We start from the raw sequence: 16178 nt of genomic DNA on the forward strand, positions 1-16178 counted from the left end.
GATGAACGCGCCCGAAACCATCATCCCGGCCGAGGCCCCGCCCGCGCAGGAGGACAAGCGCGCTGCGGTGCCGCTTGGCAAGCGCGTCCGCCGGCTGGTCATGCAGCTCGGCCCGTCGCGGATGGCGGCGACGATCGTCTTTCTGCTCGCCGCGATCCTGATCGCCCGGTTCAGCTGGCAGCTGCCGCTGACTGATGCCGCCGAGCGCGCGCTTTACGACGCGCGCGCAACGCTGGTGGCGCCTAAGGCCGGGCAGGACAAGCGCATCACCCTCGTGACTTATAATGACGAGACGCTGTTCAGCACCAGCATCCGTTCGCCGCTCGACCGGACCTTGCTCGCGAACGCACTCGCCAATCTCGACCAGATGGGCGCGAAAGCGATCGGCATCGATATCGTCTTCGATTCGCCACGCCCCGATGATGATTTACTGAAAGCGCAGCTCCGTGCGATGAAGACGCCCACTTGGCTGGCCTATGCCGAACAGGCAAGCAATCCGAGAACCATCTTCTACGAACAACAGAAATATCTCGAATCCTATCTCGCCGATGTGACGACCGCGAAGACGAAGCCGACGAGCGTGCTGTTCCGCACCGACGGCGACGGCGTGATCCGCAACTGGCCCGACCGGCCAAAGCATCTGCCGCCGTTGATGGCGAATGCGCTGGCCCCGGTCGATCCGGCCTATGCCGATTTTCAGGGGGGCATTCGCTTCCTCGTCCCCGCACGCGCCGCGGCGGGGCAGGAGGAACCGGTATTCGCCAACATCCCGATCGACACCTTTGCGATGCCGATGGATGACCAGATGCGCGGCGCTTTCGCGGAGCTGGTCAAGGGCCGCTATGTGCTGATCGGCGGCGACATCATCGACAATGATCAGTTCAACACGCCGCTCAGCCGCTTTCCCGACGCGATCACCGGCCAGCATGAAACGATGATCGGGCTCGAGGTTCACGCGCATATGCTCGCGCAGCAACTCGACAATGCCTGGCCGCGCCCGATCCCGGGACCCGCGCTCTGGGCGCTCGCGGTTCTGATCGTCGTCGCGGGCGGGCTCACCAGCCTGATCGACCTGCGCGCGCGCTGGGTCGCGCTCGCTTTCCTCGGTCAGATGGCCTTCTTCATCGCCTTCCCCTTCTGGCTGCAGGGGCACGGCATCGACACGACGACGCTGCCGACCTTCGGCTGGGCAGTCGGTTGGCTGTTCGGCTATGCTGCGGTCGGCACCGCGGCGCGCACGATCGGGTCGCGCCAGCGCGCCTTCGCGCAATCGGCGCTCGGCAAATATCTGCCCGCCGACGTCGCGGCGCAGATTTTGCGCGACCCCGACCAGCTCTCGCTGCACGGCGAGCGGCGCAACATCTTCTGCGTCTTCACCGACCTCGAAGGCTTCACCAAATTGAGCCACGCGGTGACCCCCGAAACCGTCGCGCGGCTGCTCAACGAATATCTCGACCGCCTCTCCGACATCGTGCTCGACCATGGCGGGACGATCGACAAGTTCGTCGGCGACGCCGTCGTCGCCTTCTGGGGCGCGCCGCTCAGCCGGCCTGACGATGGCGAGCGGGCGGCCGCCGCCGCGCTCGCGATGTACGAAGCGGGCGAGAAATTCCGCACCGACCTCGCCGCCGAGGACGTGCCCCCGATCGGCATGACGCGCGTCGGCCTGCATGTCGGCGACGCGATCGTCGGCAATTTCGGCGGCGAGGGGCGCATCCAATATACCGCGCTCGGCGACAGCATGAACACCGCCTCGCGGCTCGAGGCGGCGAACAAGAGCCTGAAGACCGGCGTGCTGATCTCGGCCGAAGCCGCCGCGCGCTCGGGCCGCGACGACCTCGTGCCCATGGGCCGCGTCACGCTGCGCGGGCGCGCGCAGCCGGTCGACCTTTTCACCCCGCGCCCCGATCTTGTCCCGGAACGGCGCGCGCAGATCGCGGCGCTTGTCGCGGCGCACGCGGCGGGCGATAAAAATACCCTTGTGACCGCCGCCACAGCATTGGCCGCGGAATTCGCCCAGGACGCATCCATCCTGTTCCTGATCGAACGCCTGAACCAGACCAAAGAGGGAGAAAGCTATGTCCTTTCCTGACTTCCGGATGCGCCGCTTTGGCTTGGCCGCCACCGCTGCCGTCGCCGCCATGACGATGGTTTCCGCCGCCGCCGCGCAATCGATGGTCGTCCGATCGACCGGCCCGTCGGCGGCCAAATACCCGACCGGGGCGCGGCTCAAGCCGGCCGACAAGCTGACCCTCGTGGCGGGCGACCGGATCGTGTTGATGCAGTCGGGTAAAACGCGCACGCTTTCGGGGCCCGGCACCTTTGGTGCCACGGGAACCGTGCAGGCGAGCCAGTCGCTCGGCGGCAACGTAACGCGCATGCTCGCGAAGGGGCCGACGATGCGGTCACGCGGCGGATTTTCGCGCGAAGGTGTGACGCAAATGCCTGCCGAACTCCGCGCGCCCAATCTCTGGCTGCTCGACTATCGCGAGGGCGGGACCTTCTGCGTCCTCGATCCCGCGGTGCTGATGCTGTGGCGCCCCAATATGCAGGGCGATACCGCGCTCGAGATCGAAAGCGGCGGCAAGAAGACGACCGTCGCGATCGTCGATGGCGCCAATTTCCGCAAATGGCCGACCGACATCCTGCCGGTGCAATATGGCGCCGACTATCGCCTCTCGGGCGGCGGGCTGGCGCAACCGGTGACCGTGCGTTTCGCCGCCGTGGAAAACGCGCCCGATACGGTCGAAGGATCGATCGACATGCTGATGACAAAGGGTTGCACGCCGCAGCTTGACCGCCTCGTCGATACGATGTCGGAAGCGGAGGCGGGTTGAGGCGGGACGGCTGGGGCGCAATTGAACGCGCTCTATCCGTCTGATATCTTCCCGGGAAATACCGCCTGTCGCGTGGCGGAACCTTCCTTGGGTCGAAAATAGCTGCGCCGGACACTGGTGGAGCCAATGACATGGGCGCACCGCAATGGCGGTGCGCCGGAACGCAAGGGGTGGTGATGGCCGTGGCGGGGGATATGGGAGTTCATGCGGCCGCGAGGTCCAGGCACGCGGATATCCGCAGGATATTGGCCGGTTCGGCGGGACTGATCGCGGCGGTCCTGCCCGCCGCCCTGTGGGCGCAGGCGACCCCGCAAATCCCCACGCGCGAGGAAATCCAGCGCCCGACGCTTCCTCCCGCCGCGCAGCCCGGTGAGCAGATCGTCGCGATCGACGACGGCATCGAACGCGCGCCCTGCCCGCTCGCCAATCCCGAATTCGCCAATGTCCGCTTCACGCTGCGCGCAGTGGAATTTTCGACCGTCGAAGGCATCGACAATGGGCTGCTCGCGCCGAGCTGGGCCGGTCGCGTCGGGCAGGATCTCCCGATTTCCGCGATATGCGAGATTCGCGACCGCGCCGCGACCATCCTGCGGTCGCAAGGCTATCTCGCCGCCGTCCGCGTGCCGCCGCAGACGATCGGCGACGGAATCGTCCGGCTCGACATCCTTTCGGCGCGGATGACGCGGATCGAGGTGCGCGGCGACGCGGGCGCCAACGAAAAGCTGTTGCAACGCTATCTCTCGCGGCTCGACGATGCGCCGGTTTTCAATATCGCCGATGCCGAACGCTATCTGCTGCTGGCGCGCGACATTCCGGGCATGGACGCGCGGCTGACCTTGCGTCCCGGCGCGGTTCCCGGCGAAGTCGTGGGCGAAGTCACCGTTACGCGCACCCCCGTCATCTTCGACTTCAATGCGCAGAATTTCGGATCGCGCGACGTCGGCCGATGGGGCGGCAACGCGCGCGCGCGTTTCACCGGCCTGACCGGGATGGGCGACCTCACCACAGTCGGCTTCTATGCGACCCCCGATTTCGATGAGCAGAAAGTCGTGCAGGCGTCACACGAATTCCGCGTCGGCGGCGAGGGGCTGCGCCTTGGCGCCAGCTATACCTACGCCTGGACCCGGCCGGACCTCACCGGCCTGCCGATCAAATCGAACACGCAGGTCGTCAGTCTGTTCGGTTCCTATCCGCTCGTACTGACGCAAGCCCAGCGCGTTTCCGTCGGTGGCGGGCTCGATATCATCGATCAGGATATCAGCCTGACCGGCGTGCCGCTCAACAAGGACCGGCTGCGCGTCTTCAGCCTGCGCGCTGACGCGAACTGGATCGATCCCGACTCGATCGCCGGCCGCGGCGGCTATAATCCCAGCGAACCGCGCTGGTCGCTCGCCACTTCGCTCGAGGCACGACAGGGCGTCTCCTTCCTCGGTGCCAGCGACGATTGCGGTCCCGGCGGCACGGCATGCTTCCTGCCGGGCGCGGTGCCACTGACGCGCATCGAGGGCAAGCCCGACGCCTTCCTTGTCCGCGCCAATGCGCTCGCCGAATGGCGGCCGGCAAAATTATTCACCCTGTCGGCCGCGCCCCGCGCGCAATGGACCAACGATCCGCTGCTTGCCTATGAAGAATTTTCGGGCGGCAATTTCACTGTCGGGCGCGGCTTCGATCCCGGCACGGTGATCGGAGACAGCGGCGTCGCGGTGGCACTCGAGGCGCGCTACGGCTCGTTCGTCCCCGCCAACACGAAAGCCTTCGCCTTCCAACCCTTTGCCTTTTTCGACGCCGCCTGGGTTTGGAACGAGGATGCCGCGTTCGACGGGCTCGACCCACAGAAACTCTATTCGGCGGGCGGCGGCGTGCGCGTCGCCTATGGCGACCTCGGCCGGCTCGACGTGACGCTGGCCGTGCCGCTCGACCGCGGCGGCTTCCTGACCGAAAAACCCGATCCGCGGCTGCTTCTATCGTTGACCACCCAGTTCGGCGTGCAGGCGCGCTGACCCATGAGCTTTGCATCGAGGACAATCGACATGCGTGCCACCGCCACCCTCTCGCCCGTCCGCAAAGACAAGCAGCGCCTGTTGACCAGTTGCGCGATCGCGGCCGGGATCGCTGCGCTTGCCTATGGCGGACCCGCGTCGGCACAAGTCGCCGGTTCGGGCAGCTTCGTTTCGGGCGCCGGCTCGATCGGCAACGATGGCGGGACCAACACGACGACGGTGAATGTCGGCGGGGCGGAAAGCATCATCAATTGGGTGCCGACCGACGCCGCCCCGACCGGGGGCGCGATCGACCTGCTTCCGGCCGGCGAAAACTGGGATTTCGTCGGCACCGGCGACTATACCGTACTCAACCGCTTCGTGAACGGCGGCGGAGGATCGCTCAGCCGCGAGATCGCGCTCAACGGCACGGTCAACTCCTATATTGGCTCGGCGAGCGGCCCGCGCGGCGGCAATATCTGGTTCTACAACGCCGGTGGCATATTGATCGGCGCGAGCGGCGTGGTCAACGTCGGCAGCCTTGTTCTCACCACCAATGATATCGTCACGACCGGCGGGCTGTTCGGTCCGGGCGGCGAGATACGCTTCCGCGGCGCTTCGGGCAGCACCTCCGCCGTCACCGTGAACGGCGCGATCAACGCCAATATCGTGGGCAGTCCGGGCAACAGCTATGTCGCGCTTGTCGCGCCGCGCGTCGTGCAGGCGGGAGACGTCCGTGTCGACGGATCGGCCGCCTATGTGACCGGGGAACAGGCCGATATCCGGATCAACGGCGGATTGTTCGACATCAACGTCCTTGTCGGCGCCGAAGGCGGCAACGTCATCGACCATTCGGGCACGACAACCGGCCCGGCGCATCTGGACACCAACGGCAATCAAAGCCGCGTCTACATGGTCGCGATTCCCAAGAACGACGCGGTCACGATGCTGGTCAGCGGGGCGATCGGCTATGACGACGCGCTCTCGGCGCAGGTCGACCCCGATGGCGCGGTGCGGCTGTCGGCGGGCTATAATATCACCGCGGGCGAACTCGATGCGACGCCGGCCAATGCGACCGCCGCGAACATCACCGCGGGCGATACATTGTTCCGGAGCGACACGATCGCGCGCGCCAGCGGCGCGTTCACCGCCGCGCCGACGCAAACGCTTCCGCCCTCGCCCACCCCGCTGTCGTCGGAGGGTCAGTTCTTCGTCGAAGGCAACGGGACTTTCATCGGTGACGTCAGCGCGACCGTCGGCATCGGGCCGAACCAGTCGGGCGGCGCGACAGGAAGCTTCACCGTCCAGTCGGGGGGCCGCGGCGGTACGCCCGGCAACGCAGCGGTGAACGTTTCCGGCGGATCGCTCGCGGCGCCCGGCGCGCTGACCATATCGGCATCGGGCACGCCCGACGCCCTCACTGGCGACAGCCAGGGCGGTACCGCCGCCCTGACGATCACCGGCGGCAGCGTGACCTCTTCGGGCGTCACGGTCGAAGCCAATGGCGTCGCCGACCTCGGCTCCAACGGCGCGGCCGGGACCGGACGCGGCGGCGCGGCAAGCATCTCGGTCAGCAATGCGGGCAGCACGCTGACGGTCGGCAACATCTTCATCAATGCGCTGGCGAGCGGGGACAACAGCTTCGCCGGCGACCCACCGGCGGTCAGCGGCGACGGCATCGGCGGCACCGCCACCCTGGCCGTGGCGAATGGCGGCACCGTCGGCCCGGTAACATTGCTGTCGCTCGACGCGACTGGCACCGGGGGCATCGGCCTCGTCCAGTCGGGCGACGGCGTCGGTGGCACCGCGCGCATCGCGGTGTCAGGACCCGGATCCTTTCTCTCGGCGACGCAAAGCTTCGTCGAGGCCGGCGGCGATGGCGGCGGCAGCATCGGTCCCTTTGAGACGCAGAATGGCGGCGATGGTATCGGCGGAACCGCAGAGATGCTCATCAATGCCGACGCAGCATCGACCGTCTCCGCGGGCCAGCTCCTCGCTTCCGCGCTCGGGCGCGGCGGTGATGCGAGCGGCGCGGAGGATGTCATTGGCGGTGACGCCGTGGGAGGTACGGCGACCCTGACCGTCGATGGCGGCGTCGATGCGCAATTCACCGCGATCACGCTCAACGCCTCGGCGCTGGCGGGAAGCGCGTTCAGTCCGAGCGGAACGACGGGGCAGACGGGTAACGCGAGCGCGAATGATGTGACAATCTCGGCCACGGGCGGTTCGACGATCGCCAGCGGCGGCTTCATCAACCTCTTCGCGGTCGGCATGGGCGTCGCAGGCGAGAATTTCGGGACGGGTAGCGGCGGCAATATCGCGGTCAGCGCGACGGCGGGCGGCGCGATCACCACAGCGAACGCGCTGACGGCCCAGGCGATGGGCGGCAGCATGTCGAGCGCGACCGCGACCAGCGCCGGCAACGGCATCGGCGGCGACATCGGCTTTATCGCCGACGGCGGGACAATTCAGGCTGAGGTCTACGACGTTGATGCGAGCAGCGACACGGCCAATGTCACCGGCACGGGCGGCACGGCGCAGGGCGGGACGATCGACCTGTTGGCCTCGGGCGGCGGCCAGATCGTCGCGACGCTCGACGCACTAAACACCCTCACCGCCAGCGCGCGATCCGGCGTCAGCGCGGCGGGAACGGCAGCCACCGGTGGCTCGATCCAGCTGATCGCCGATGCCGGAACGATCGATCTGGGCGTCGGTGCCGATCTGTCCGCCGACGGCAGGTCGGGCGGCGCGGCAACGTCGGGCGCGAACAACCCGACCGGCACCGGCGGTTCGATCCTGATCCGCGTCGAAGCCGACGCATCGGACAGCAGCCGCATCGACGCCGGCGACCTGTTCGCAACGGCCGACGGCCAAGCCCAGGCCGAAAGCGAATTGCCGCCCGGCGCCGAGCCTCCCGCCGGCAACGCGCAGGGCGGCACGATGACCATGGTCGTCGCGGGCGGCACATTCACCGGCAACGTCATCGAACTTTCCGCCAACGGCGGCACCGGCGATGGCGGCAGCGGTACCGGGACTGGCGGCACCGCGACCTTCACCCAGACAGGCGGAACCGTGTCGGTCAGCGACATCAGCATCGCCGCCGACGGCTTTGGCGGCACTATGCAAGACCTGTCGGGAACGGGCGTCGGCGGCGTCGCGACGATCGATCTGTCGGGCGGCACGATCACCGCGGCCGACATCACGGCCTCGGCCAGCGGCCAGGGCGGTTTCGGCTTGCCCGGCGACGATTTCGACCCGCTCAACATCGTCGCTGGCGGCGACGGCGGCATCGGGCGCGGCGGCACCGCTACGATCAGCATCGGCGGCACGGCGGTCGTCGACGCCAGCGTGATTCAGGCCAGCGCGCTCGGCACGGGCGGCGACGGCGGGCCGTTCGACAGCTTCTTCACCGGCACGCCCGGCACCCCGGGCAATGCGGGCGACGGCATCGGCGGCGAGGCAACGGTGAACATGGGCGGCGGCACGACGACCGCGAGCAGCGTGCTCGCCGACGCATCGGGCGTCGGCGGCGGCGGCGGCGGCAGCTTTTTCTCGAGCAGCGGCGGCCCCGCCACCGGCATCGGGGTCGGCGGCACAGGCGGCACGGGTCGCGGCGGCACCGCGACGATCGCGCTCGAAACACCGATCGACGGGGTCGGCGCGACAAGCAGCGTCGCGCTCGGCACCGGCGGCGCGGGCGGCATCCACAATGTCGGCGGCGACGGCGGCGATGGCTTCGGCGGCACCGCCCAAGCGATCGTCACCGGCTTCGAGGCCGGCAGCCTCGCGGTCACCATCGATTCGACCGGGACCGGCGGCAACGGCGCAGACGGCAACGACGGCGCCGGCGGCCTCGGCGGCAACGGAACCGGCGGTACCTCGCGAATCGCGGCCGATGGCGCGGGAGCGAGCCTGACGGCCGTGCAGAGCAATCTCGTTTCGGGCGGGATCGGCGGCAACGGCGGCGCGGGCGGGCTGGGCTTCAGCTCTTTCCCCGCGATCGCCCCCGATGGCGGCGATGGCGGCGACGGACAAGGCGGCACGATCGAGATTGCGGCGAACGAAGGCGGAACGGTCTCGCTCGGCCTCGACGGCGGCGACTTCGTCTCCCTTTCCAGCAGCGGAAGCGGCGGCGCGGGCGGCGCCGGCAGCAACAGCAGTTTCGGCGAAGGAAATCAGTCAGGAAGCGGCGGCGACGGCGGCGCGGGGACCGGCGGGACCGTTCGGCTTGTCGCCACCGGCGGGACGATCACCTCGAACGGTGAAGCGGTCGACATCGCGGCGAGCGGTCTTGCCGGCGGAGGCGGCAGCGGCGGCATCGGCCAAGGTGGCGGCGTCGACGGCGGCCTTGGCAACATGGATCAAACCACCGGCGGCCACGTGGTGATTGAAACGGCGGCCGGCGCCTCGGGGGCCGGACAAGTCGATCTCGGCCCGACAAGCATCGCCGCGAACGGCGATTTTGCGGGGCGCATCGAATTGCGCTCGGGCGGCAATATCCACTTCGCGGGCCTCACTGCCGAGGCACTCGGGATCGCCGCGCCAACCAACAACGACACCGATACCGCGCTCGCAGGCATCTTTGTCGCGCCGACCGGCGGCACGATCGCCAGCCAGGGCGACGTTACGCTGACCACCGACGGTTCGATCGGCGTCCATGCTCAGTCGAACGGCATATTCGACGTCGATGGCACCCTGACGATCGACGCGGGCGACCAGATCGACTTCCGCCACGATGCGCGCGAGGGCCAGGCGCCAACGCTTCGCGCGAGCGAAAGCCTGATCGCCACCGCGCCGACCAGCATCAGCGGCGCGCCGGGCAGTCTGATCGCCGCGGGCGGCACGCTGTCGCTGACCACGAGCGGAACGATCGGCGTCGACGGCCTCGCGGGCGGCGACATCACGCTGACTAGCACAGGCGAAACGACTGTCGGACATGCCGAAGCCGTCAATGATTTCAACGCGAACGCGACCAGTTTCGCAACCGGCCTCAACTCGATCATTACCGGCGGCGATATCGACATCGTCGCGCCGGGCGCGGTCGATCTCGGCAATTCGAGCGCGGGCGGCTTCGTCCAGGTTTCCGGGCAATCGATCGCCTTCAACAATATCGACGCCGGCCTGTCAGTGAGCTTGTCGGCCAACGGGGCAGCACCGGGTGCGGAGGGCATCAGCGGCGGCTCGATCGCGGCCGGCGGCGACATCAACCTGTTCGCGAACAGCATCGCGCTGACCGGCACGGTGACCGGCGACGCCTCCTTCTTCGCCTTTGGCACCGGCGGCGCGGTTTCGGTGAATGGCGCCGACGTCGACGGCACCATCTCGATCTTCTCGGCCGACGATCTTTCGGGCAATTTTACCGCAGGCGGCGATATCTTCCTCAATTCGGACGGAGACATAGACGTCTCGGCACAGGCGAATGGCGGTTATGTCGACGGCAACGGCCTCGCCACCGAAGGCAATTTATTCGTCATCGCCGCGGGCGACGCGGCGCTGACCGACAGTTCTGCGGCGCGCATGTTCGGTGTGAGCGCGGGGGGCACCGCATCGATCGACGGCGGCATCGCGGGCGAGGACATGCTCGTCGTCGCCGGGACGACCGCCAGCCTGACCGACGTCAGCGTGGGCGACGACGTCACCGTCAACGCACCGGGCAACATCGACGCGGTCAATGTCAGTGCCACCGGTGCGGGCGCCGACACGCATATCCTCGGCCTGTCGTCGGGTTCGGGCAGCCCGATCTTCACGATCGGCGTCGGGGAAGGAACCGAAGGCATCAACGGCGCCGACATCGTCATGGCGTCGGCGAACGGCGCGATCGACGCGGCGGCGCTGTCGGCGGGTGACGACATATTGCTCAACGCCGCGAACGGCATCGCGGTCAACGGCGCGACCACCCTAGGCCTCGGCACGACCGGCGGCGACAGCAGCATCCGCACGCAGGGCGGCGCAACGACGCTCGCGGGTATCGATTCCTTCAGCGACGTCGTCGTCGATGCGGCCGGCCTGGCCAACCTTACCGGTGTCGTCACCGCGGGCCGCGACACGATAATCGACGCGCAGGACGTCACCCTCGCGGCGCTGACCGATCCCGGCGGCAATACCGTTCCAACGCTGGACGCGGACGGCGATGTGGTGGTGAATTCGGCGGCCGGCATTGCGGGCGGTGGCGTTCGCGCACTCGGCGACGTAGCGCTGACGGCGGACACCGCCATCGGCCTCACCTCGGTCGAGGGCCAGAATGTTGCCCTGACCGGCACGAACGGCATCGACGTGCAACAGGCCAATGTGCTCGGCACGGCCGATTTGGACAGCAGCGACGGCGACATCCGGATCGGCAGTCTCCTTGCCTCCGGCCCGATCAATGCCAGCGCCGATGCGATCCGCATCGAAGGCGGCGGCAACCTGGCCTTTGCGTCCCTCGCCACCGACGTCGGCGACGCTTACGTCCGCGCGAACGGCGACCTGTCGGTCGCGGACGGCAACATCGCGGGCACGGCCGATCTCGGCACGCAGGGCGAAGGCATGAGCATCGGCACGCTCGCCGCCGCCAACGCCATACTCGCCAATTCGGGCGGTTTCCTCAATCTCGACACAGTGACCGTCACCGGCAGCATCGACGCCAGCGCGCTCGCGTCGCTGGGCGTCACCGGCATCGTCACCGGCCAGTCGATCGCGCTCGCGTCGGCGAATATCACAATCGATCCGGCGGGCCGCGTCGGCACCGCCGGCGTTACGCAGCAATTGTCGGTCGCGAACAACAACAGCGACAACCAGACCTTCGTCGGCGGCGCGTCCGGCACGAGCGTTGCGGGTTATCATATCGACGCCGACGAGCTGACCCGCCTCTATGGCAACCAGATCGAGATCTTCGCACCCGCGGTGCAGGCCGCTGGCGGCGCCTCGGTCGGGTCGGCGGCACCGCCCGACGTCGTCGTCGACGGCTTCACCATGACCGGCGGTGCTGCGGGCTCCAATCTCGGCGCGAATGGCGCGCTGACGATCCGCACACCGGGCAAGATGCGCGTCATCGGCAACGTCGAACTGACCGGCCTCACTGACGCCAACGCGCTCAATCTCGTCGCAGGCGACGCGCTCGAGGTGATCCTGGGCCAGGGCAGCGTGCGCCTCGTGAACGGCGCGGACCCGGCGGGGCAACTCAACATGGTGTCCGACGACATCATCGTCGCAACGGCCGAAGCGATCGCGGATGTCGGCGCCGCGACCTCGACCGCCGCGATCAACACGCGTCTCGAACAGAATGACGGCATCCTGCTCGACGAAGGCGCGCTTTTCGCACGCGGCATCCGGGCCGAAGTCGTCGGCGGCTTCTATGTCCAGAACAGCGGGGCGGGCACCGATTTTGCCCAGCGCCGCGGGCTGACCTTCGGCGCTGGCGGGCTCGACGTCGTGACCCAAGGGCCGTCGCGCATCGTCGTCAACGGCGTACAGCTTGGCACGAACGGGCAGGTAACCGGTCTCGACACGCTCCAGTTGCTCACCATCGGCGGCACGGCGCCCGTCGCCGGCAGCTACGATCCGCGATCGACCGTCAACGGCTGCCTCATCTCCAGCCCGACCGTCTGCGCCACCGTCGCGATCGACATCGACAATAATTTCCCGGTGCAGGATGTGATCGAGGAAATCGACGGCGACGAGGACAGCGCGGGCGAAGGCAACAGCCTGCCACAGCCGCTAATCACGATGCGCGAAGTGGATCCACTGACCGGCGCGCCGCTGCTCGACGATCCGGTGACCGGTGCGGGCAACGACGATCTGTGGACGCCGCCCGCGCAATAGCCGCGTTTCGGTTGACGGATCGCATCGGGGCGAGGCATGGGCGGCGGCATGACCGACGCCTCTGCCCCTCCTATTTCGGCCTCGCCGCTCAAGCTGTTCAACAGCCTGACGCGCAGCCTCGAAACTTTCGAGCCCGTCCACCCCGGTGAGGCGCGCGTCTACAGCTGCGGCCCGACGGTCTATAATTTCCAGCACATCGGCAATATGCGCGCCTATGTCTTTGCCGACACATTGGGCCGCACGCTGGCGTTCAAGGGCTATAAGCTGCGCCACATCATCAACATCACCGACGTCGGCCATCTGACGTCGGACGCCGATGCAGGCGACGACAAGATGGAAAAGGCGGCGGCGCTGCAAGGCAAGTCGGCGTGGGACATTGCGGCCTTTTACACCGCCGAGTTCAAGCGCGACCTCAATTGGCTGAACGTCCGCGACCCCGCAAAATGGACCGTCGCGACCGACTATGTCGCCCGGATGATCGAGTTCGCGAAACACATCGCCCACACGCATTGCTACGAACTCGATAGCGGGCTGTATTTCGACATATCGACCGTGGCCGACTATGGGCGGCTCGCCCGCGCCGTCACCGATGATGGCGAAGGCCGGATCGACGAAGTCGAAGGCAAGCGCCACGCCGCCGACTTCGCCATCTGGCGCAAGACGCCGGCAGGCGAGACGCGCCAGATGGAATGGGATTCCCCCTGGGGCCGCGGCGCGCCCGGCTGGCACCTCGAATGTTCGGTGATGGGCGAGGCCGAACTGGGCATGCCGTTCGACATCCACACCGGCGGCATCGACCATCGCGAGATCCATCACCCGAACGAGATCGCGCAGAACCAGGCGTATCGCGGTTGCGGCGGGCTCGACCATGCCGAACATTCGGGCGCACGGTTGTGGATGCACAATAATTTCCTGATCGACCGCGGCGGGAAAATGTCGAAATCGTCGGGCGAATTCCTGCGGCTCCAACTGCTCGTCGACCGGGGCTACCACCCCCTCGCCTACCGCCTGATGTGCCTGCAGGCGCATTATCGCAGCGAGCTGGAGTTTTCGTGGGAGGGTTTGGGCGCGGCGCTGACGCGGCTCAAGCGGCTGGTGATGGCGGCAGCTCCGGTCCGCGACGCCGAGCCGGCCGAGATCACCGACCGCCGGCTGACCGACCTGCTGGCGAAATTTGATGCGGCAATATCGGATGACCTCGGCACGGCGGTCGCGCTGACGCTGATCGAAGAAGTGGCGGCGATGAAGAAGATCGACGCGGGCCAGAAGCGTGCGGCGCTCGCCGCGATGGATGCGGTGCTCGGCCTCAACCTGGCCATCATCGCGCGCACCGACCTGCGCATCCGCCCCAAGGCGGCAGCGATCGCCAACGATGAAATCGAAGCCATCCTCACGCGCCGCAAGGAAGCCCGCGCGTCCAAGGATTTCGCCGCATCCGACGCGCTCCGAGACGAACTCCTCGCCGCCGGCGTCGAGGTAATGGACGGCGACCCGCTCGGCTGGGACTGGCGGCTCGGCGATTAAATCCCCCTCCCGCTTGCGGGAGGGGTTAGGGGAGGGCATGTTCCTCCACACATCATCGCCGTAAAGCGGACAGGCCCTCCCCCGGCCCCTCCCGCAAGCGGGAGGGAAGAAATATGACCGTCACCGTCCTGTCGGGCCTGATCCGTCCGCTCGTCGAAAACCGCCTGCCCGACTGGGTCGAACCGCGATTCTTCGCGTCGAAGGAAGAGGCGCTCGAACTCGCGCCCGCCGCCGAGATCGGCTGGTTCGACATGTACGACAAGAAGGACATGGCCGTGGTCATCACCGCCGCGACAGGCCTCAAATGGCTGAACTCGATCTATGCCGGGGTCGACGGCATGCCGCTGGACCTGCTGCGCGAGCGCGGCACCGTCGTCACCAACGGCGCGGGGATCAACGCGATCACCATTGCCGAATATGTCGTGATGGGCATGCTGACCGTCGCCAAGGGCTACCGCGAAGTCGTGCGCGCGCAGGAGCGCCGCGAATGGCTGATCGATTCGCCGGGCAAGGTCGAACTGTTCGGATCGAAAGCGCTGCTGCTCGGCTATGGCGCGATCGGCAAGCTGATCGAGGAGCGGCTGAAAGCCTTTGCGGTCGATGTGACCGTCGTGCGCCGCTCGCCCGGCCCGAACACGCTGAACCCCGACCAGTGGCGCGCGCAGCTCCGAGATTTCGACTGGGTGATCCTCGCGGTCCCCGCGACCCCCGAAACCGACGGCATGATCGGTGCGGCGGAGCTTGCCGCGATGAAGCCGACCGCGACGCTCATCAACATCGCGCGCGGCAGCGTTGTCGATCAGGATGCGCTGATCACGGCGCTGAACGAAAAGCAGATCGCGGCGGCGTTTCTCGACGTCACAACCCCCGAACCGCTGCCCGCCGACGATCCGCTGTGGAGCCTCGACAACGCGCATGTCACCATGCACCTGTCGGGCCGCGCGCAGGACAAGATGTTCGTGCGGTCGGCGCAGCGGTTTCTGGAAAATCTGGGTCGCTGGAAGAGGGGCGAAGCCGTCGAACCGCGCGTCGATTTGACGCTGGGTTATTGAAAACACGTCGCCCCCGCGAAGGCGGTGGCTGCGGTCGTTCTAAACAGCGGCGCAGAGTCAGGACGACGACGGCCCCCGCCTTCGCGGGGGCGACGAATAAAGTTCAGCCCGGCCGTTCGGCCTTCAATTCGCGCACCAGCGGCTGAAGCCGCTCGTCATATTTGGCGAGCATCGTGTGGGCGCCCGCATGATCGTAGAAGCTGACCAGTTCGCGGCCGTTCCAGCGGTGGAGGGCATAGGCGGGGTCTTCGGCGACGATCATCGGGCGGTCGTCGGGCTTGTTTTCGTCGATGGGGCGGAGGTCGAGCGATACCTGCGGCGCGGTCGACGAACAGATCGCGACGGTGCGGCCTTCCCACGCGACGGTGACGCTGCGGTGGAGGTGGCCGCAGATCAGCCCGCGAACCTGCGAGTGTTTGCGCACGACGTCGGTAAAGGTCGTGACCCACGGCTCGTCGGGATGGGTGTTCATCCACTCGATCCCGCTTTCGACCGGCGGATGGTGCATGACGATATAGGTCGGCTTCGCGGGTTCCTTCGCCAGTTCGGCATCGAGCCACGCCCCGCGCGCTTCGCAGAAGGCACCGCCATGGCGCCCTTCCTCAAGGGTGTCGATCGTTACCAGCCGCAGTTCGGGAAGCTCGACGGTGTACTGGACGAAGCCGCTGCCGTCGTCGAAGCCCGGAAAACGTTCGTGAAAATTGTCGCGCAGATCATGATTTCCGACGCTAGGCCACACCGGGAAGGGGCAGCGCGAAAAGGCGGTCTGCAGCCGGCGATAGCTGTCGGGGTCGCCTCGGTCGGTGATGTCGCCCGTCGCAAGCAACAGATCGGGACGGTTCGGACCGTCGATCAGCACGTCGAGCACGTCGTCGAGACGCTTGCGGTTATATTCGGCCGGATTGTCCGGATCGAACCCGATATGGACATCTGTGATCTGCGCGATCAGCATATCCGTCCCCTGCTCCGACCGGACTCGTCCGGCC

At 67.4% G+C, this 16178-nt stretch carries 7 protein-coding genes; 6 read left to right on the forward strand and 1 reads right to left on the reverse strand.

Going from position 1 to position 16178, the window contains the following annotated elements:
* Position 1 precedes the first annotated feature (1 nt).
* The 6 genes from VSX79_RS12710 to VSX79_RS12735 all read left to right on the forward strand — a co-directional run bounded on the left by VSX79_RS12710 (position 2) and on the right by VSX79_RS12735 (position 15192).
* Positions 2–2092 carry an adenylate/guanylate cyclase domain-containing protein gene (locus VSX79_RS12710; protein ID WP_326913528.1) on the forward strand — a complete coding sequence of 697 codons (2091 nt, stop codon included), beginning with the start codon at positions 2–4 and terminating at the stop codon, positions 2090–2092.
* The gene (locus VSX79_RS12715) at positions 2079–2837 is read left to right on the forward strand and encodes a hypothetical protein (RefSeq protein ID WP_179494907.1); all 759 of its coding nucleotides are present in this window, start codon (positions 2079–2081) and stop codon (positions 2835–2837) included. The genes VSX79_RS12710 and VSX79_RS12715 overlap by 14 nt, the downstream gene beginning before the upstream one ends.
* 245 nt (positions 2838–3082) lie before the next feature.
* On the forward strand, positions 3083–4837 hold the full coding sequence (locus VSX79_RS12720; protein WP_326913529.1) for a ShlB/FhaC/HecB family hemolysin secretion/activation protein: 1755 nt from the start codon (positions 3083–3085) through the stop codon (positions 4835–4837).
* A 30-nt stretch (positions 4838–4867) separates the two neighbouring features.
* Positions 4868–12616, forward strand: coding sequence for a hypothetical protein (locus VSX79_RS12725; protein WP_326913530.1), 7749 nt, complete (start codon positions 4868–4870; stop codon positions 12614–12616).
* A 48-nt stretch (positions 12617–12664) separates the two neighbouring features.
* Positions 12665–14140, forward strand: coding sequence for a cysteine--tRNA ligase (cysS, locus tag VSX79_RS12730; RefSeq protein ID WP_326913531.1), 1476 nt, complete (start codon positions 12665–12667; stop codon positions 14138–14140).
* 113 nt (positions 14141–14253) lie between these two features.
* Positions 14254–15192 (forward strand): D-2-hydroxyacid dehydrogenase, encoded by a 939-nt coding sequence (locus VSX79_RS12735; RefSeq protein WP_326913532.1) that lies wholly within the window; start codon positions 14254–14256, stop codon positions 15190–15192.
* Positions 15193–15295: 103 nt separating this feature from the next.
* Here VSX79_RS12735 and VSX79_RS12740 read toward each other — a convergent pair whose 3' ends face one another.
* Positions 15296–16144: a metallophosphoesterase gene (locus VSX79_RS12740; RefSeq protein ID WP_326913533.1), complete on the reverse strand. Its 849-nt coding sequence runs from the start codon at positions 16142–16144 to the stop codon at positions 15296–15298.
* Positions 16145–16178 lie beyond the last annotated feature (34 nt).

This window comes from Sphingopyxis chilensis (assembly GCF_035930445.1).
In the GTDB taxonomy this organism is placed as follows: Bacteria; Pseudomonadota; Alphaproteobacteria; order Sphingomonadales; family Sphingomonadaceae; genus Sphingopyxis; species Sphingopyxis chilensis.